This window comes from Mucilaginibacter flavus (assembly GCF_030409315.1).
Taxonomy (GTDB): Bacteria; Bacteroidota; Bacteroidia; order Sphingobacteriales; family Sphingobacteriaceae; genus Mucilaginibacter; species Mucilaginibacter flavus.
Map to the genome: position 1 here is coordinate 351,917 of NZ_JAUFPS010000028.1, position 18,274 is coordinate 370,190.

Annotated in this window: 16 protein-coding genes; 10 read left to right on the top strand and 6 right to left on the bottom strand. The window is 44.2% G+C overall.

All coding sequences use genetic code 11. The features are described 5' to 3' along the window. The first annotated feature begins 34 nt into the window (after positions 1-34). Positions 35-1,777 carry a M14 family zinc carboxypeptidase gene (locus QWZ17_RS12805; RefSeq protein ID WP_290305621.1) on the top strand — a complete coding sequence of 581 codons (1,743 nt, stop codon included), beginning with the start codon at positions 35-37 and terminating at the stop codon, positions 1,775-1,777. Beyond that, positions 1,778-2,407 (top strand): rhomboid family intramembrane serine protease, encoded by a 630-nt coding sequence (locus tag QWZ17_RS12810; RefSeq protein ID WP_290305622.1) that lies wholly within the window; start codon positions 1,778-1,780, stop codon positions 2,405-2,407. Here the strand turns inward: QWZ17_RS12810 and QWZ17_RS12815 are convergent. After that, on the bottom strand, positions 2,376-3,365 hold the full coding sequence (locus QWZ17_RS12815; RefSeq protein WP_290305623.1) for a hypothetical protein: 990 nt from the start codon (positions 3,363-3,365) through the stop codon (positions 2,376-2,378). The two genes, QWZ17_RS12810 and QWZ17_RS12815, sit on opposite strands and share 32 nt — an antisense overlap. 54 nt (positions 3,366-3,419) lie before the next feature. On the opposite strand from QWZ17_RS12815, the gene QWZ17_RS12820 reads away from it, so the two are divergent. The 4 genes from QWZ17_RS12820 to QWZ17_RS12835 all read left to right on the top strand — a co-directional run bounded on the left by QWZ17_RS12820 (position 3,420) and on the right by QWZ17_RS12835 (position 8,669). After that, positions 3,420-4,433 (top strand): dipeptide epimerase, encoded by a 1,014-nt coding sequence (locus QWZ17_RS12820; protein ID WP_290305624.1) that lies wholly within the window; start codon positions 3,420-3,422, stop codon positions 4,431-4,433. After that, positions 4,426-5,913: a 1-hydroxycarotenoid 3,4-desaturase CrtD gene (gene crtD, locus QWZ17_RS12825; protein WP_290305625.1), complete on the top strand. Its 1,488-nt coding sequence runs from the start codon at positions 4,426-4,428 to the stop codon at positions 5,911-5,913. The genes QWZ17_RS12820 and crtD overlap by 8 nt, the downstream gene beginning before the upstream one ends. 290 nt (positions 5,914-6,203) lie before the next feature. Continuing rightward, positions 6,204-7,607 (top strand): aminopeptidase P family protein, encoded by a 1,404-nt coding sequence (locus QWZ17_RS12830; protein ID WP_290305626.1) that lies wholly within the window; start codon positions 6,204-6,206, stop codon positions 7,605-7,607. A 276-nt stretch (positions 7,608-7,883) separates the two neighbouring features. Next, positions 7,884-8,669 (top strand): Fic family protein, encoded by a 786-nt coding sequence (locus QWZ17_RS12835; RefSeq protein WP_290305627.1) that lies wholly within the window; start codon positions 7,884-7,886, stop codon positions 8,667-8,669. A gap of 172 nt (positions 8,670-8,841) precedes the next feature. Here QWZ17_RS12835 and QWZ17_RS12840 read toward each other — a convergent pair whose 3' ends face one another. From QWZ17_RS12840 to QWZ17_RS12850, 3 genes are all read right to left on the bottom strand, one after another. After that, complete coding sequence (locus tag QWZ17_RS12840; protein WP_290305628.1) at positions 8,842-9,417, bottom strand: AAA family ATPase; 576 nt, start codon at positions 9,415-9,417, stop codon at positions 8,842-8,844. A 1-nt stretch (position 9,418) separates the two neighbouring features. Further along, on the bottom strand, positions 9,419-10,792 hold the full coding sequence (locus QWZ17_RS12845; RefSeq protein WP_290305629.1) for a class I SAM-dependent methyltransferase: 1,374 nt from the start codon (positions 10,790-10,792) through the stop codon (positions 9,419-9,421). Between the two features lie 195 nt (positions 10,793-10,987). Then, complete coding sequence (locus QWZ17_RS12850; protein WP_290305630.1) at positions 10,988-12,208, bottom strand: hypothetical protein; 1,221 nt, start codon at positions 12,206-12,208, stop codon at positions 10,988-10,990. Positions 12,209-12,669: 461 nt separating this feature from the next. Between QWZ17_RS12850 and QWZ17_RS12855 the strand changes: the two genes are divergently transcribed. The 4 genes from QWZ17_RS12855 (at position 12,670) to QWZ17_RS12870 (ending at position 16,174) form a co-directional block, all read left to right on the top strand. Next, positions 12,670-13,026, top strand: coding sequence for a hypothetical protein (locus tag QWZ17_RS12855; protein ID WP_290305631.1), 357 nt, complete (start codon positions 12,670-12,672; stop codon positions 13,024-13,026). Between the two features lie 360 nt (positions 13,027-13,386). Next, positions 13,387-14,025 (top strand): FISUMP domain-containing protein, encoded by a 639-nt coding sequence (locus QWZ17_RS12860; RefSeq protein WP_290305632.1) that lies wholly within the window; start codon positions 13,387-13,389, stop codon positions 14,023-14,025. Positions 14,026-14,539: 514 nt separating this feature from the next. After that, positions 14,540-15,037: a Crp/Fnr family transcriptional regulator gene (locus QWZ17_RS12865; protein ID WP_290305633.1), complete on the top strand. Its 498-nt coding sequence runs from the start codon at positions 14,540-14,542 to the stop codon at positions 15,035-15,037. A 237-nt stretch (positions 15,038-15,274) separates the two neighbouring features. After that, positions 15,275-16,174, top strand: coding sequence for an SDR family oxidoreductase (locus QWZ17_RS12870; RefSeq protein ID WP_290305634.1), 900 nt, complete (start codon positions 15,275-15,277; stop codon positions 16,172-16,174). Positions 16,175-16,516: 342 nt separating this feature from the next. Here the strand turns inward: QWZ17_RS12870 and QWZ17_RS12875 are convergent, their stop codons facing one another. After that, entirely contained in the window at positions 16,517-17,533 is a 1,017-nt protein-coding gene (locus tag QWZ17_RS12875) for a YihY/virulence factor BrkB family protein (RefSeq protein ID WP_290305635.1), read from the bottom strand. A gap of 55 nt (positions 17,534-17,588) precedes the next feature. After that, positions 17,589-18,269 (bottom strand): M15 family metallopeptidase, encoded by a 681-nt coding sequence (locus tag QWZ17_RS12880; RefSeq protein WP_290305636.1) that lies wholly within the window; start codon positions 18,267-18,269, stop codon positions 17,589-17,591. Positions 18,270-18,274: the final 5 nt, after the last annotated feature.

The window sequence follows — 18,274 nt, forward strand, 5'->3', positions numbered from 1 at the left end:
CTTTATTATAGGCGCTTGCGTATATCTTTGAAGCATGAGATCATTTTTATCCATCCTTTTAGCCTGCTGCGTGCTATCGGCCAAGGCCCAGCTTACCCCTTTTGAACTTAGTAAAGATAAAAACTACACAGCTACCTATAATGAGGTAATAACTTACTATCAAAAACTGAACAAGCTGTACCCGCAGCAAATGAAAATGATTAACTACGGCACTACTGATGTAGGCAAGCCGTTAACGCTGATTGTTTTATCAAAGGACAAAGTTTTTGATCCCTCGCTCATTAAAAAGTTAGACAAACGTGTATTGCTGATTAACAACGGCATTCACCCAGGAGAACCCGAAGGCATTGATGCCAGCATGATGCTGGTGCGCGATTTGTTAAAGAAAAACGCCTTGCCCAAAGATGTGGTACTTTGTTTTATTGCCCTGTACAATATAGATGGTAACCTTAACCGCGGCCAAAGCCGCGTAAGCCAAAACGGACCTGTAGCCTACGGTTTCCGTGGTAACTACCGCAATCTTGACCTTAACCGCGATTTTATTAAAGCGGATAGCCGCAACGCGCTGGCATTTACCAAGATATTAACTACCTGGAAACCCGAAGTTTTTTTGGATAATCATACCAGCGACGGTGCCGATTACCAATATGTAATGACGCTGATTGAAACCCAAAAAGACAAACAAAACCCTGTCCTGGCCGATTATACCAGCAAAACGCTCACCCCGTACCTGTATAGCCACATGAAAAAAAGCGGCTATGAGATGATCCCTTACGGTGCCGGCGAGGAAGGGCTGCCCGATTCTGGCATTGTAAGCTTTTTAGAAACCCCACGTTTTGCAACTGGTTTTACCGCCCAGCATAACATCATCAGTTATATTACCGAAACCCATATGCTGAAATCATTTGATAAGCGGGTATACGCCACTTATGATTTTATGCAGCACCTTATTGATATTAACCAACGCGATGCCAAACTGATAGGCGAATTAAAGAAAAAGGCAGATGCCGAAGTAGCACAGCAAAAAACCTTCGCCCTTAAATGGGAGGTTGATATGCAAAAGGTAGATACCATCACCTTTAAAGGCTACGAAGCCGCTTATAAAACCAGCGAGGTGAGCGGATTGAAGCGCTTGTATTATGACAGGGATAAGCCCTACACCAAAGTCATTAAGTTTTACAACACCTATAAGCCCACCGCTTTTGCCGATAAACCCATTGCTTACGTAATACCACAAGCCTGGGGCAAGGTTATTGATCTGTTTAAATTAAACGGCGTAAAAATGCAGCAACTGGCGCATGATACTACCCTTAACCTGCAAATGTATTACTTTGGTGATATTAAAACGCCAACACGCCCTTTTGAGGGGCATTACCTGCACAGCAACGTACAGTTAAACCCTGTTGATATGCCAGTGAAATTTTATGCCGGCGATTACGTTGTATACACCAACCAGGCCATTAACCGTTACATCGTTGAAACTCTGGAACCACAGGGGGTAGATTCCTTTTTTGCCTGGAACTTTTTCGATTCAATGTTGGGCGAAAAGGAATATTTTTCAAATTATGTATATGAAGATATAGCGGCAGCCATGTTAAAGAAAGACCCTGCACTTAAACAGAAATTAGAGGATGCCAAAGCGAAAGACCCAGCCTTGGCCAAAAGTGCCGATGCGCAGCTGTTTTTTGTGTACCGCAATTCTGCTAACTTCGAAAAAACTTTTATGCGCTACCCGGTAGGGCGGTTACTAACCAATACCAAACTCGATTTGAAATAAATGGAACAACTGATGCAGGCCCCTGTGGCCGCTGTAATATTCGCGATTACTATCATTACCTCTTTAATAACGTTCTCCAACCAAAACCTGTACGGCAAGCTGATGCTGCACCCGTATAATGTTTCGAGGGGGCGCTATGTTTATACTGTTATTACAAGCGGCTTTATCCATAAAGATTTGATGCACTTGTTTTTTAACATGATGTCGTACTATTTTTTTGCCTTTCAGCTGGAGCCGGTTTTGGGCCATTGGCAGTTTGGGGTGTTATATATGCTAAGCCTTATTTTGAGCGATATGCCATCGGTTTTAAAGCACAAGGAAAATTATAGCTATTACAGCCTTGGCGCGTCTGGCGCGGTGAGCGCGGTTGTTTTTAGCGCGATATTGTATAATCCATTGGGTGGTATGATGATTATGCCTATCCCGGTATCAATCCCTGCGGTAATTTTTGGCGTTTTATATCTTATTTATTGCAGCTATGCAACCAAATATTCACGCGACAACATTAATCACGATGCCCACTTTTACGGCGCGCTTAGCGGGCTAATGATCACCATTTTGTTTCATCCGGGGATATTACCCTACTTTTTTCAACAGATTAGCGAGAAAGTTCAATCGTTGATGCATTAACAAAACCGCCATCGGCATCAAATAAAAAGCTCATAGGCTGTTCGGGGTTCTTGATGATCTCGAACAGCAAGTAGCCCCAGTTTTTCCAGAAGTTTTCCAATACCTGGCCGTAAACTTTGTTCATCCAATCGTCAAACAGCGGCTTGCTGCTGGTACCTCTTAGCGGCGCAGCCTCAATATAAATGGTATCTCCCACCGGCATTATATCATACTCTGGCAGGCGGTTAAATAAATAAGCCGAGTAAAAGAACCTGGCGTTAACTTCCTCAAACTGGATAGGGTGTAGTGTCTGTCCGGCTATTTTATCCAATACTTCTTTATGATAGCGGCCATTAGCACCGTTATCCTGCAGGCAAATAATTAAACCAAAGTCTTTTATCCGCAGGCTAAATGTCAGTGTATTGATCTCATCGCGATAGCCAAAAATATCTTCAGAATTATCAACCTTAAATAACATCAAACTAAATGGCTTAAAACCATCCAACTGAATGGGGAGGTTAAGGCATTGCAGCATTACGTGCAGGTTGCTAAACTTGTGTATAAGGGATTCTGATATATTAAACTCCTCGCCCTGGGCATGCTGTTGCCTTATGCCGGCCTGTATCTCGTTAAAAACAATACCGTACAACATTTTGCCCGCCCATTGAAAAAGTTTTACTTCGTCAAGTGTCTTCACTGCTTCGTACCCGCTATCAAAAGCGGCGGCTATCTCGGCTTCTAAAGGCTCCAGGTATTGCTCATTGATGGTGGCCGAACAAGGTAATTTCAAATCCTTGTAGGTTGCCATGCTTTCGTCAAGCAGTTTAAAGGGCTTATCTTCCAGGCCATAACGACTCATTAACCATTGCGGAAAAACTTGTATGCGCTCTTCGGGCGAGCTAAGCGTCTCCCCGGTTAGGAAACATTTGCTGTTACTGAAATTAAAACTTTGGAACGGTGAATAAATTTGTGCCGGCATGGCGGCAAAGATAAGCAGGTTTTTCGTTCTAAAATTTTAGCTTTGGTTTTTAACATGGAACTGACATATCAACCCTTTGAACTTCAATTAAAGCACGCTTTTACCATAGCCAAATTTTCGCGTACAACTACACCGGTTATGCTGGTGCAGATACAACACAAAGGTTACACCGGCTATGGCGAAGCCTCCATGGTGCCCTACATGGGCGAAAGCCACCAAAGTGCCACCGATTTTTTAAGTAAGGTAGATATTGGGCGATTCAGCTATCCATTTGATTTTGGCGCTGTAATTAGCTACATGGATAGCATAGCACCGGGAAATCCCGCTGTAAAAGCGGCTATTGACATTGCCCTGCATGATTTGGATGGCAAGATCAGGAACCAACCCAGCTGGCAATTATTGGGCAGCAATCCCGCGTTGATGCCGGTTACCAGTTTTACCATCGGGATTGATACACCCGAAATGATCATCAAAAAAGTTAAGGAAGCCGAAGGTTTTAAGGTGATTAAAGTAAAACTTGGCCGGGATACCGATAAAGAATTGATCAGTACTATCCGCTCGGTTACCGATGTACCGCTGTATGTGGATGCCAACCAGGGCTGGACAGATTTGCAGCAAAGCCTGGATATGACCTACTGGCTACAGGAACAAGGCGTGCAACTGATAGAGCAACCCATGCTGAAAACCGATCCTGATAGTAATGCCTGGCTCACCGAGCGCAGCCCCATCCCCATTATAGGCGACGAGGCTGTACAACGGTTTGAAGATGTAGAGAAGGCCAAAGGGGTATACACCGGCATCAACATCAAACTCATGAAATCGGCAGGGATGTATGAAGCCAAACGGATGATAGATAAGGCACGCGAACTTAACCTGCAAATAATGATAGGCTGTATGACCGAAACCAGTTGCGCCGCCTTAGCCGGTCTGGCCCTCGCTCCACAATGCGATTGGGTTGATCTGGACGGCCCTTTCCTGGTGAGCAACAACCCTTACCGGATGCCTGATTTTGCAGCGGGTAAATACATATTGAATGATGACCCAGGTTTAGGACTCCGCCATGCCTAAGGCTGTTATTATCGGTGCAGGCATTGCAGGTATCGCTACGGCGATAAGGCTTGCGGTGCACGGGTATCAGGTAGAAGTTTTTGAGGCCAACAGCTACCCGGGTGGCAAACTGACTGAGATTGAACAGGATGGCTTTCGCTTTGATGCCGGGCCAAGTTTGTTTACCATGCCGAAGTATGTAGACGAGCTTTTTGAACTGGCCGGCAAGAACCCCAAAGACTTTTTCACTTACCAAAAGCTCAACAAAGTTTGCCAATATTTTTATGAAGACGGCACCCGGCTAACCGCCTACGCCGACCATGAAAAGTTTGCCGCAGAAGTACAAAACACCACTGGCGAACCCGCCGGAGTTGTTTATAAATACCTGGATAACAGCGCTGCTATTTACAATATAACCAATCACGTTTTCCTGGAGCGCTCATTACATCAGCTTAAAAACTACCTTAAATGGGATACCCTCAAGTCGGTTTTTAGGTTTGGGAAGATAGATGCTTTCCGTACCATGCACCAGGCCAATGAAAGCTTTTTTAAGGATGATAGGTTGGTGCAGTTTTATGACCGCTATGCCACCTATAACGGATCGAATCCATACCAGGCCCCGGCAACCTTAAATGTGATCCCCCACCTGGAGCAGCATTTTGGAGCCTACTTTCCGCAAGGGGGCATGCATAGTATCACTACAGCGCTGGTGCAACTGGCAGCATCTTTGGGTGTAAAATTTTATTATAATTCCCCTGTTAGCCAGGTGCTTGTTAATGGGGGTAAACTTATGGGAGTTACTGTAAACGGCGGTATTGTTTATGCCGATATTGTGGTATCAAACATGGATGTATGGTTCACCTATCACCAATTACTTCAGGGCCATGAACACCTGTTTCCTAAAAAGATCCTGGCGCAGGAGCGCAGCAGTTCGGCATTGATATTTTATTGGGGGATTAGCCAGGAGTTTAAGGAACTCGACCTCCACAACATCTTTTTCAGCACCGATTACAAGGCCGAGTTTGATCATATTTGGAAGGATAAAAACATCAGCACAGACCCCACCATCTACCTCAATATCAGCTCAAAATACAAAACTGATGATGCCCCGGCGGGTTGCGAAAACTGGTTTACCATGATCAACGTCCCCGCCAATACCGGGCAGGATTGGGATAGCCTGATCACCGATGCCCGTGAGCACATCATCCGCAAGCTTACCCGCATCCTGGGGCATGATATAGGCAGCTTGATTGTCTCCGAATCCATTCTTGATCCACGAAGCATCGAGGCCAAAACTTCCTCGTACCAGGGCTCGCTTTACGGCACCAGCAGCAACAGCCAGTTCGCGGCATTTTTGAGGCATGCCAACCGGAGCGCCTCGGTAGATGGACTGTATTTTTGCGGCGGCAGCGTGCACCCTGGCGGCGGGATTCCGCTCTGTTTGCTTTCTGCCAAAATTGTAGCCGGTTGGATAGCTAAAAAATCACCTAAAACTTCTTAAACAGCCTTTTTTAGCTCAAAAACGCACTTTTAGTGTACTTATAAGCACCTTTTCAGTATCCTTTCAATATCCGTTCTCATCCTTTTATACACCTTTCTCATCCTTTCGCGATCCTTTAAGAAGTTGACGGGGAAAATATCGAACATCGAATATCGAACGCCGAATGTTGAAGTAAAACTTCGATGTTCGGCATTCAAAATTCATTATTCGACATTACCCCTCCAACATGCTATTCAAAAAACTCCCCCTTCAGGGGGCCCGGGGGGCCTCTTTCTGTTTATATTTGCGGCATGAGTTTACAACTTTTTGAAAAGCAGGTATACGCCGCCAGGCGCGATGTGTTGAAACAAAACTTTGGGCACAATGGGCTGATAGTTTTGCTGGGGAACGACGAGAGCAGCATGAGCTACAAGGATAACCATTACCCCTTCAGGCAGGATAGCAGTTTCCTGTATTATTTTGGCCTGGATGTGGCCGGCATTGCCGCCATTATTGACACCGATACCGGCGAAGAAGTAATTTTTGGCAACGAGCTGAGCATGGATGACATCATCTGGACCGGCATTCTGCCTACCGTAAGCGAAATGGCGGCCCTTGTTGGTGTTACCCAAACCCGCCCTTATAACGATATTACGCACTACATACATAAGGCGCAAACTGCCAATCGTACCGTTCATGTGCTGCCACCTTATCGCCCGGAAAATAAAATAAAGCTGGCCGCGTGGCTCAATATAAGCTTGCAGGATGTGGCCGATCATGTATCAGTAAAACTCATTAAAGCCGTAATTGCCCAGCGCGTTATTAAAACCCCGCTGGAAGTTGCCGAGCTTGAAAAAGTGGTATCAACCAGTGTGGATATGCAGGTAGCGGTTATCAAAAATACCCGCCCCGGCATTAAAGGGTATGAACTGGTGGCCAAAGCCCATGAGGTAGCCATGGCTGCCGACTCGCGCCTGGGTTACCCTGCTATTATTACCCCGCATGGCCAAACCCTGCACACGCACGATTACAGCCACACTCTGCAAGACGGCCAGATGTTGCTTTGCGACATCGGCGCCGAAAACGCCATGCACTACGGCGGCGACCTTACCCGCACCGCCCCCGTTGGCAAAACATTTACCACCAAACAGGCCGAGCTATACCAGGTAGTGCTTGATTCTATGGATCACGCCATCAGCATGCTCAAACCCGGTGTACGTTATAAAGATATTCACCTGGCTGCCTGTGAAAAATTAGTTGAAGGCTTAAGCCAGGCAGGTATTATGAAGGGCGACCCTGCCGAGGCTGTTGCCGCCGGCGCGCATACCATGTTTTTTCAATGCGGACTGGGCCACATGCTGGGCATGGATACCCATGATATGGAAGACCTTGGCGAACCATACGTTGGCTACACCGATACCCTCAAAAAAGAAACCAGCGTTTTCGGGCTAAAATCGTTAAGGTTAGGTCGCGAGTTAGAAGCCGGCTATGTGCTCACCATCGAGCCGGGCATCTACATCATCCCCGAACTGATAGACCGCTGGCAAGCCGAAAACAAGTACGCCGATTTCATCAACTACAGCGTATTAAACACCTACCGCGATTTCGGCGGTATCCGTATTGAGGATAACTTTTTAATTACCGATACCGGCAGCCAGCTGTTGGGTAAGTATTTGCCGAAAAGTTTGAAGGAGATTGAGGGATTGAAGGGGTAGATGTGCAGGTGTGCAGATTTCAGATGTGCAGATGATTTTTCGATGAAGCGTTGCAGGAGTGCAAATTAACTCCGTTGAGGGCTGCGCAGTTTCAGATGCGAGGATGTTTTTTTGATATAGGCGCTTAAAAAGCGGGGGGCTTAGCGCGATTCCCCTCTTGAGAGGGGCGGAGGGGTGTGTTTACCAATATGCCCCTTCGCCCGATATTAAAAATTGCCAATCCTTAAGTCTTTAATTAGCTTTGGATGATACGGGGTTTAGCTTGCCGGTACAAAAATGAATACAGAACTAAAAATTATCCCGACCGATTTACTTGCCGAATATCAACGGCAGGTATCCCCCGGTTTGCAGCCTGCGTTTGAGGCTTTAAGAGATGCTGAAATTTCGACGGATACTTTTAGTTTTTATACGTCGGTGTCGGCCATCACATCGTCGCGGATTGAGGGCGAACAGATGGAGGTTGATAGCTACATTAAACATAAAATGCTTCACGTGGAGTATCAGCCCAACCTGGTGCAAAAGCCCGATGATCTTTACCAGGCCTACATTTTCGCCCAGCAAAACCAACTAACCGTTTCTCATTTTTTAGCCGCCCATAAACTTATTACCACGCATTTGTTACCGGCTAATAAGCGCGGCGTTTTCCGTAGCGGCAATATGGTAGTTATGGAGCATGCAACCGGTCGCATCCAGTTTGAAGCAGCGCCGGGCGGTGAGGTTAGCCCGCTTTTTGAGCAGCTTTGGCACGATATTGAGCAGCTGAAAAATCAGCAGTTAAGCCATGTCGAAGTATTTTATTTCGCGGCATTTATTCACCTGGCATTTGTAAATATTCACCCTTTTGATGATGGCAACGGCCGTGCCGCCCGGTTGCTTGAAAAATGGTTCATAGCCCAAAAGCTTGGCGTACAAGCCTGGTACCTGCAAAGCGAATTAAACTATTACACCCACGTAAATCAGTATTATAAAAACCTTAACAGCTTAGGCGTTTTTTACGAGCACTTGGATTATCAAAAAGCGCTGCCGTTTTTATTGATGTTACCGCAGGCTTTGGTTGTATAAATTAAAAGGACAATTGTTGGTGCACGCCTGTCGCGTGTTCTTTTACATCAATTAGGTATTTGATCGTAGCTTGGTGTACACTTATCAGTGGGACACACGCGACACGCGTGCGCTAGCGGTGGGGTTGTTTAGTTCTACTTATTGGTTACTTTAATTTGATACTTTCTGCCGCTTAAAGAGATTCGGTAATTATCCGAATCCTCTCCCCAATACTTACCGCTGGTAAATACACAATTTGATAACCTAACTTGAGATAATATGAACGGATGTGTTCGTAAAGAAAAAGTTGATCCGTTGGGTTTTCTCTTCTTATTCCATCTTTTTCAAAAGGAAGCGGTTCGCACACAAAAACTTTGTTGTATCGATACATTTCCGCAGCAATTTCAAACTCTTTTGAAACTTCAATTGATAGTAATTTCAAGAAGGGAATGTTATCGGGGAACGAATAATCGTGAAAAATCCGATCGGCTAGCGGCAACTTTTTTGCGTTAAGAATCATTTCAAAAAGTATTTTCCGTTGTAGATGCTTGCCGTCTTGATATATTTGATCTAATGTTAATCCTGTTTTCAGGAGTTTTTCAATAACATATCTACTTATATCCAGATTGGTTTTGTATCCTAAGGCCGCTAACGTTCTTATTAAAGTCGTCTTTCCTGAACTTGGTGCACCAGTAATCACGAGCCAATTAGTAGGTATGTGACGTGGTGTATTATCAAATAGAAAATCTAAACTTACTGGGTAATCCATATCAGTCCCCCTTCTGAAATTCAAGTATAAATGAATATTTATCCCCCTCTTTTTTTTCGATATTAAAGACATTTTTTAAATGCAATGCCTCTTTTAAGACTTGAGCTATGATACTTAAGGGATCAATGATCCTTGGTGCCAATGTAACACTTTCTGATTGTAGCTGAAAGTCATAAAATGGTCTTTTTTGAGTGTACGTTGGATCGATGTCCGCTATAATAAAAACACCTTCTTTGGATAACAAACCACAGAGTTGTGCGAAATCAGGGTCATTAGGCAAAGAGGTCAATACACATGACAATAGTATTACGTCGTATTGATGTTCACAAACCTCCGCGGGGAGTTCGAAAATAGAATTATTAAATAATTTATATTTTATTTGAGACGAGTTTGTATTAAGTCGGAAGTTCTTAAGCATTCCAGATGAGGGTTCGACACAGTGCCACTCAATGTTTTTTTCGTTAAAAAAATGGAAGGCAACCAGCCGACCTGTCCCCCCTCCGATATCTAAGATTTTAATGCCTTCGTCTTTCTGTGCCTTATTGCTAATTAATTCTATGATTTTTTTATGTGTTTCGAAGATCTGATTTGTATTGCGCTCATCATATTTATCAGAGATTATATTGTAAAACTCTACTGCGTTTTCTGCTGTAAATAAATTTTGGGGGTCTGCTGACACAGCAGCAACTCTCGCCACTGTTTTATCGTTAATTAAAATTGGTTCGAAGATATTCATGAAATCCAGTAGTAGTGATAATTGCCATATCTCAGAATTATATTCGATCTCTTTTAGCTTTTCCTGAATAAATTGTTCGCATTTTTCAATCCTAATTCTATCAATTAAAACATTAATTTTAAAATCGACATGATTAGTAAGATTAATAAAATCAATCAAGTCATTCTTCCCTTTTTCTGGAGTTTTTCCAACACGATTTATAAATGAGATTAGCTTTGTAAAGGCTAAAATTTCCATTGCGGGTACCCGAATGTTAATGTATTCTTCCTTTTTGTAGACAAATGCTTTTGAATTTGGGGCTAAACTCCCCCAGTCTATAGCCATATACGGCTCCCTTTCCCATATCTTAGGCCCAAGAAAAACAATTTTGTCAGTATTTACTCTATGGGTTATTTCATAAGACGGACGATACTCGTCATCGTCTATAACATTTATATTATAATTTTTTGAAGGATATAGCTTTTCAATTAATTTTTTAATTGTTTGATGTTCACAAATTAAATCTATATCCTTTGAGTTTCTTCCCGAAACATATTGTTGTATAGCCAAACCGCCAATTAATATATGTGGCTTCTCTAATACTTCGTTAATTCGTTTTAATTCTTCTTTGGCAGTACTTAAATGTATTTCCTGTTTCATTGTTAATAAGGCTTATTAGTTATATTCAAATGTATACTTTTAATAATATAATAGTTCCCCCCATTAGCGCAAGTGTTGTGCGGCTGCACGCGAGGGGATCACTTGTGACTTTTGTAAACCAATCACATCGTATGCACAGGTCAGCTACCGTTCCCGTCAACACACAAAACCTGCGCTAAACGGGGGCAGGTGTTATCACCTTTTTTTGTCAATAGCATTACGCATTTCTTCTATTTCTTTTTCGGTATAGCCGAGGAGCGCTACACACGTGCTTCCGTTTGTAATGGGGGTTTTATTTTCAACAACATATAACAATCTGTTTGCAACAACTGCCGCTATTTTAGGATGCAGCGGGTTTCCGGTACCATTTGCAAGGGCTTCTGTTCCGGCGTTGTCGAAAGTCATACATAGGTTTGTGTATTCTACCTTCTTGTATTGAGCTTTCTCAAAACGTACCCTCATTACATTTTTTACAGAAGCGAATGGCAATGGAGCAAGGGTATAAATTGTATCTGATTGCTCTACGCGCATTTTTATTCCTTTGCCTTTTTCTGCAACAAAATAAAAGCCGGTTGGCATGTAGGCGGTGTCTACTTCTTTTTTACGTGTGGCGTTAATTAATCCAAGCAAACTAGGCTGAGGCCCTGTTGTTGTATCTGCCTGTTTGCCGGCGGTTTCGGTCTGGCTTGTTGTGCTTGATCTTATAGCCGCGTAATTTGCATGATTATAATCGCCGATAACGAACAACATCACGATGAACAGCACCATTGCCGAAAGAGCTATGCGCCTTGTTTTGTTATCTACCTTAAAAATACTGCTAACGTCCTGCCTCCAAAGGAAAATAAGGATGGGAATATCTAAGAAAATGGTTAACAAAGAATAGGTTAACAGGCCAGCCCCATGTTCTACCGGCCAATATTCGTTAAAATAGAACACCAGCGAAGCCGCCATGGTGATTAGTTTTACTCCCAGTAATGTTATCCATCCCCAGCGCATACGCTTATAAAACATAAAATACACAAAAGGCAGAAAAAACAGATCCAAATACGACAGTACACCTACTTGTCTATAAGCATAGTCCTGACCACCAAACACAACAGTAATAAATTTAAAGTCGATATAGAACAGATGTATATACTCCAATATAACTATAGCAAGTATCACGTTCAACCATGTATCATGGGTGTAGCTATTAACGTTAAAGATATTTGCTAATGGTTTTTTCTTTGGAGCTGTAGGCGTATTTTCCCTTAAATTGTCTTCTGCCTCTTTTATATCTGCCTGCGTTACCACGCGGGTTTTTAATATTTCTGTGGCTGCAATAAGGGCGTCTTCCTCATAGGCTTCGGGGCGCATCGTTATTTTCAGCAGGTCGGCAGTAGCGTACTCTTGGTATTGGTTAAGGTTATTATTCACATTCCTAAGATACTATTCGTTGAAATTATATCACCGATGGGATTGAAATAAATATTTAAGGCCGGCGTGCACATGTGCTCTTCTTGGCGCAAGTATTGTGTGTGTGTGTGTGTGTGTGTGTGTGTGTTGGGAGTTGGTTTGGCAAACTTTTGACTTTATTACCAATCTTTTAATCAAAAAAATCCCGGTTACAAGCGCGTTAGATTGACGTGGGTACCGTCCGTTGGCTAACGGAGTAAGCCCTGCAGGTGTATGAGCATAAAGCCCGGCCGCAGGCAACGCCCATAATGGGAACAAGGATTTTGGGACAGTACCTCTGTTCACCCTCCTTGTGCTTACAACAGCAACAAAGGGCAGTGATTGAAGTTTGTGTTAACCCACATAGCTTAATACATAAACATATGCTGAACTATTTATGTAATTTGCTCTAAAATACTTTTACCCATAGCTAATTGAACAGCGTGAAAAAAACAGTGACCTTATTTGTGTGCTTTTTAAGTTTTGTGACCAACTCTTTTGCGCAAAGCCCCGATTCTTTAAAACGTGTCTATGTTGTTTTGGATAAGACAGAACAATACATTAAACACCTCAAAAACATTACATATAAAGCTTCATATAAGTCGATAAACTCCGGACAGGAAGATAGCATTTTTACGGCAAGCGGCCAGGTGTGGATGCAGCAATTGTTATCCGATAGTATATTCGGATCAACATTGCACATTAAGGGCGAAACAAAAGGCGGGGTTTCGCCCTTGTTGGTGTTCCCTGCCCGCCCTTGTTGGAGTTGTCTCCAACAAACTCGTTACCTGTTACAATGACGCAAAATGCTAAGGCCGTCCGCCTGCGGTTTGGCCCTTGTTGGTGTTCTCCCGCCCGTTGTTGGAGTTGTCTCCAACAAACTCGTTACCCGTTACAATGTCGCAAAAGCCAAGTCCGTCTGCCCACGATTGTTATTGTTAACAATAGGCCAGTCGTTGTTGAAAATAGATTTATAAGGCTCAGGCTTCAACGAGTAGCCCGCCGGAACCGAAGTTGTTGGAGACAACTCCAACAACGGCTGTCGGGAATGTGATCTTATGATGACCGTGGTTGATTGGGAGGTTTTGTACATGCGGGATAAATTTTAAATTAGCATTAAAATTAAAACGATGTCTAAACCTTTTCTTTATTTACTAACCATGTCAGTTTTACTTGTCGGTTGTAAAAAGTCAGAACAAACAACGCCCCAACAAATAAAGGGCACAGTAACAGTTGATGGGGTTAGTTATGGTACTGTAGTAATTGGCGCTCAAACCTGGACCTCTGAAAACTATTACGGGGCGGGTGGGGTAACCAGCCCAACAAGCACAACCGGGACCGGAAAATTTTATACCCTGGCAGAAATCCAGGCGATTACATTGCCTGTCGGTTGGCGTATACCAACCCAGGACGATTATGTTGCCCTGCTAAAATCCCAAGGTACTGTAACCGTAACCTTCGACGGTCATGCCATATTAGATACCATTGGCGCCCGGCATTTAAGGGCATTGATAAACTGGGGTATTCCCGGCGATAATAAATCGGGTTTTGGCGCGCTGCCTGTAGGCGACTATAATGCTTATATGAATACTTTTGGCGACTTAAATGCCTATACAACCTTTTGGACATCCACCCCTGGAACTAATACTGTTGATAAGCCCAGCCAGTGCATCGTAGTTTTGAGTGGGTATCGCACGTCATATGGTACACGGCGCATGCCAATAGAAGGGGCCTATGTAGATCCTACTGCCGGCGTGCTTAACCGGGGCTATAGCTTGCGCTTTGTGAAGGATAATTAATTACCCCTCTTAGCGCAAGTGTTGTGCGATTGAATACGGGAGGATCAATGTGACTTTTGTAAACTAATCATATCGTTAACACAGGTCAGCCACCGCTCCAGTCACCACACAAGACCTGCGCTAAAATGCGAAAACGTGGTGCGGGAGGATTGTGACTTGCTACCCCCTTCCTCGCAATAGGGATAGAAGTGGGTACCGGCCGTCGCGCGTAATGCCTGCAGGCGTATGAACGTATAGCCCGGACCGCAGGTATTGCTGTGAAAAGAATCAAGAGATTAGAGTCAAGAGTTAAGACAGATAGGGGATGGACCTTCGGACAAAGGACTTTCAGATAAAAAAAAATCTGACCACCCCACATTCCAAATCTACGCTGTGTCATTTTTCAAACTGCCTGCTTAGCCCGCGCGCTTATTTTTGCTATCTTCGGTAGCATATGTTTATCGACTTTGAAAAGTATATTAAAACGCAGGCGGACTTAACAGACCAAGACATAAAGCTGTTTAGGGATACCGCTATGGAGAAAACCCTGCGCCGTAAGGATTTCCTTTTGCAAGCCGGCGATGTATGCCGCTATAAAACCTTTGTTTGCAAGGGCTTTTTACGCAGTTACCGTACTACTGATAACGGCAATGAACATGTAATGCAGTTTTCGCCGGAGAACAGCTGGACCACCGACCCCGAGAGTTATGAAAACCACACCCCATCGAGCTATAACATTGATGCGCTTGAATACACCGAGGTTATAATGTGGACCAAAAAGGATTTCGACTACTTATTTGAGCAGCTCCCTTCGCTCAAAGTATATTCAGACAGGTTGATTGCCGGTAACCTTGCCCGCACGCGCCAACGTGTTTTTAGCGCCATCAGCGCCACTGCCGAAGAAAGGTATGACGAGTTTATGAAAATGTACCCCGGTATTTTAACCCGTGTGCCGTTGCACATGGTGGCCTCTTTTTTGGGCGTATCGCGCGAAACCCTTAGCCGCATCAGGCATACGCAGGTTAAACCATAAAAAGGGGGAATATCGAACACCGAATGTCCAATATCGAATATAGAAGAAAGCCTTCGGTGTTGGATATTCGATATCGTTTCTACTGCTATCTTTCCCTGATTTAACAGATTACCGCCGTTTACCATCCTTGTAAAAACGGTGACAAATGTCCTCGTTTAGGGGTTAAGCGTTTATCAACTTTGTATTGTTAAAAAGATCAGGAGTTGATCTGTTATCGTTTACCAAAAAAATTAAAACATGCGTGTATTTGTTACCGGCGCTACGGGCTTTATAGGCTCGGCCATTGTTAAAGAATTAATTGGGGCAGGCCACCAGGTGCTTGGTCTTACCCGCTCAGATGCCGGCGCGGAAGCGCTTGTTGCCGCGGGTGCCGATGTGCACCGTGGTACGTTGGAAGATTTAGAGAGCCTGCGTACCGGCGCTGCCCAATGCGATGGTGTTATCCACACCGCTTTTATTCATGATTTTTCAAAATTTCAGGAAAGCTGCGATACCGATAGGTTGGTTATTGATGCCATCGGGTCGGTATTGGCGGGTTCCAACCGTCCGCTAATTGTTACATCGGGTACCGGCATGGGTGCTGCTGCACCTGGCCAACTGGCGGTAGAAAGCCATGCGGCTACCTCCAAAACTAATCATCATCCACGGGTAGCATCAGAAGAAGCCGCCGCCGCTGTGGCTGCGCAGGGCGTAAATGTATCCATCATGCGCCTGCCCCCATCGGTACATGACCAGGGCGACCATGGCTTTGTGCCCCGCCTTATTGGCATTGCCCGCGAAAAAGGCGTTTCGGCCTATGTAGGAGATGGCGCCAACCGCTGGCCGGCCGTACACCGCCTGGATGCTGCCAAACTGTACCGTTTAGTGATAGAAAAAGGCGAATCCGCAACCTACCACGCCGTAGGTGATGGAGGCATCCCCACCCGTCAGATAGCCGAAGTAATTGGCAAACATTTGAATTTACCGGTAGCAAGCTTATCAGCGCAGGAGGCAGCTGTCCATTTTGGCTGGTTAGCAGGTTTCTTCGGCTCAGACGTTCCGGCCTCGGCACAACTAACGCAGGAGCGCACCGGCTGGCAAGCCACACATCCCGGCCTGATTGAAGACCTGGAGGAAGGGGATTACTTTGGGGAGTAAAAAGAGATAGCAGTGTAAGCGAGGCGGGGACGTAAACACATATAACTGATACCCCCTGTCTCGCTTGTTCCGGCGTATGCAGTCCCCAACGTCATTGCTTCGTACCTCGCGATGATGGCTTTTCTATATTTTAAAACAGATTCTTAGGGGCAAAATACCTTCTGAAACAATAATAGAGGGATCAATGACTAAGAATAAGCGCTATATAAACAAGTCCTTATTCCTTTGTCTTTTCGTCCTTTGTCCCCCAAAAAAAGTCCTTACTCCTTTGTCTTTTTATCCTTGATCCCAAAAAGAGTCCTTATTCCTTTGTCTTTTTATCCTTAGTCCCAAAAAGAGTCCTTACTCCTTTATCTTTTCATCCTTTGTCTCTTTTGCCAAATTTCCTGCTAATTGCGGGTTTTGTGGCGGGAGTTTTTTTACGTCGCGTTCTACTTCGGTTTGTTGCACGTGTACGGCATAGTCGGCAGGTTCAATATGGCTGCCGGATGCTTCGGCATATACCTGGGTAAATTCGGCACCGATGTACAGGATGGCCGATGTGTAGTAAATCCAAACTAAAATAACAATGATTGATCCGGCAGCGCCGTAGGCCGAACCCTGGGCCGTTTTGGTAATGTACAGACTGATGATATACTGTCCTAACATGAACAGTATCGCGGTAAAAAACGCGCCCGAGCGTACATCTTTCCACTTGATTTTAACATCGGGCAAAAACTTAAATATAATGCCAAATAAAACCGTTATTACAATAACTGTAATTCCGAGGTTTATTCCCTTTAACAACAGACCGGTAACAGCAGGCAGGAAATTTGCAAGCCTGGTGCTTAGCGCATCCATAATAAAATTAACGAGCAAGGATGCCATCAGCAAAAAGCCTAAACTGATAATTAAAGAGAAGGATACAAAACGATTTTTTAACAATTGAACCCAGCCTCGTTTAGGTTTGGCCTTTACCCGCCAAATGATGTTTAATGAATCCTGAATTTCGATAAAAATACTGCTGGCTCCCAATAGCAATGTAATTACACCAATAACCACCGCTATGCCCGATTTCCCCGAAAGCGCCAGGTGATTCAACGCATCCTGAATTTGCTTGGCAGCAGCCACCCCTACAAATTTGGCTATTTGAGGGTACAGTGTGTTGGTTGCCGCATCGTGTTTAAAAAAGATATCGGCCAGCGAAATAATCAGTATTAATAAAGGAGCAATGGAAAAAACGGTGTAGTAAGCCAGGGAAGCACTTAGTTTCAGGCCATTATCGCTGCCGAAACCACTAAAAGTAGCCATTAATACCTTCCAAAGTTGTTTTAAATATTCTTTACTGAAAAACCTCATCTGTTGTTTATTGATTTCCATTGCTAAGCATTTAGCAATTTTGATGCCTTTATAGCTTTAAGTTGTAAAATTACCTTTATAAGGCGGTAATGGGAATATCCAATAATTGATAATCGCGCCAGCCGTCAAAGTCGTAATGCCACCACTCGGTAGGCAATACGGTAAAGCCATGGGCATGCATAATTGTTTTGAGCATTTCGCGGTTAGCAGCTTGCAGCGGACTCGCGCCCGAATAATTTGCCGATGCCTTACGACTAAAACTATCGAAGCCCGTAGGCATCGCTAACTCCTTGCCCGTTTTCAGGTCTATGAGGGTTAAATCAATAGCGCAGCCACGGTTATGTTTGGAACCAAACCTGGGACTGGCCACAAAACTGGTATCGGGCGAACTTTCATAAAATTTTACGGTGATGGCATACGGGCGATAGGCATCAAAAATTTTTAAACCCAGGCCGCGTGTTTTCAAATCGGCCTCTACCTGCTTTAAAGCCATTGCAACCGGCAAACGCGCGTAAGCTTTGGCCTGCGGGTACATACGCCTGTGCATAAAATTATTAGTTGTAGCGTAGCGGATATCTAATACTACAGTTGGAATATATTTTACAATTTCGACCAGTTGTTTGTCGGGATCGGCCTTAACCTGTTTTTTATAGTTGTCGATGCCGCAAATGCGGGAACTATCTATGTATTTGTAATGCTGGGCCTGGGCAGTAACACTTATCAAAACAAATAGCAATGCCACTGTAATTCGGCGCATGGTTA

Coding starts and splice junctions, on each gene's coding strand:
- QWZ17_RS12880 (WP_290305636.1), bottom strand. CDS start 18,269: ATGCGCCGAATTACAGTGGCATTGCTATTTGTTTTGATAAGTGTTACT.
- QWZ17_RS12840 (WP_290305628.1), bottom strand. CDS start 9,417: ATGGATTACCCAGTAAGTTTAGATTTTCTATTTGATAATACACCACGT.
- QWZ17_RS12845 (WP_290305629.1), bottom strand. CDS start 10,792: ATGAAACAGGAAATACATTTAAGTACTGCCAAAGAAGAATTAAAACGA.
- QWZ17_RS12815 (WP_290305623.1), bottom strand. CDS start 3,365: ATGCCGGCACAAATTTATTCACCGTTCCAAAGTTTTAATTTCAGTAAC.
- QWZ17_RS12860 (WP_290305632.1), top strand. CDS start 13,387: ATGTCAGTTTTACTTGTCGGTTGTAAAAAGTCAGAACAAACAACGCCC.
- crtD (WP_290305625.1), top strand. CDS start 4,426: ATGCCTAAGGCTGTTATTATCGGTGCAGGCATTGCAGGTATCGCTACG.
- QWZ17_RS12810 (WP_290305622.1), top strand. CDS start 1,778: ATGGAACAACTGATGCAGGCCCCTGTGGCCGCTGTAATATTCGCGATT.
- QWZ17_RS12805 (WP_290305621.1), top strand. CDS start 35: ATGAGATCATTTTTATCCATCCTTTTAGCCTGCTGCGTGCTATCGGCC.
- QWZ17_RS12835 (WP_290305627.1), top strand. CDS start 7,884: ATGAATACAGAACTAAAAATTATCCCGACCGATTTACTTGCCGAATAT.
- QWZ17_RS12870 (WP_290305634.1), top strand. CDS start 15,275: ATGCGTGTATTTGTTACCGGCGCTACGGGCTTTATAGGCTCGGCCATT.
- QWZ17_RS12830 (WP_290305626.1), top strand. CDS start 6,204: ATGAGTTTACAACTTTTTGAAAAGCAGGTATACGCCGCCAGGCGCGAT.
- QWZ17_RS12875 (WP_290305635.1), bottom strand. CDS start 17,533: ATGGAAATCAATAAACAACAGATGAGGTTTTTCAGTAAAGAATATTTA.
- QWZ17_RS12820 (WP_290305624.1), top strand. CDS start 3,420: ATGGAACTGACATATCAACCCTTTGAACTTCAATTAAAGCACGCTTTT.
- QWZ17_RS12865 (WP_290305633.1), top strand. CDS start 14,540: ATGGAGAAAACCCTGCGCCGTAAGGATTTCCTTTTGCAAGCCGGCGAT.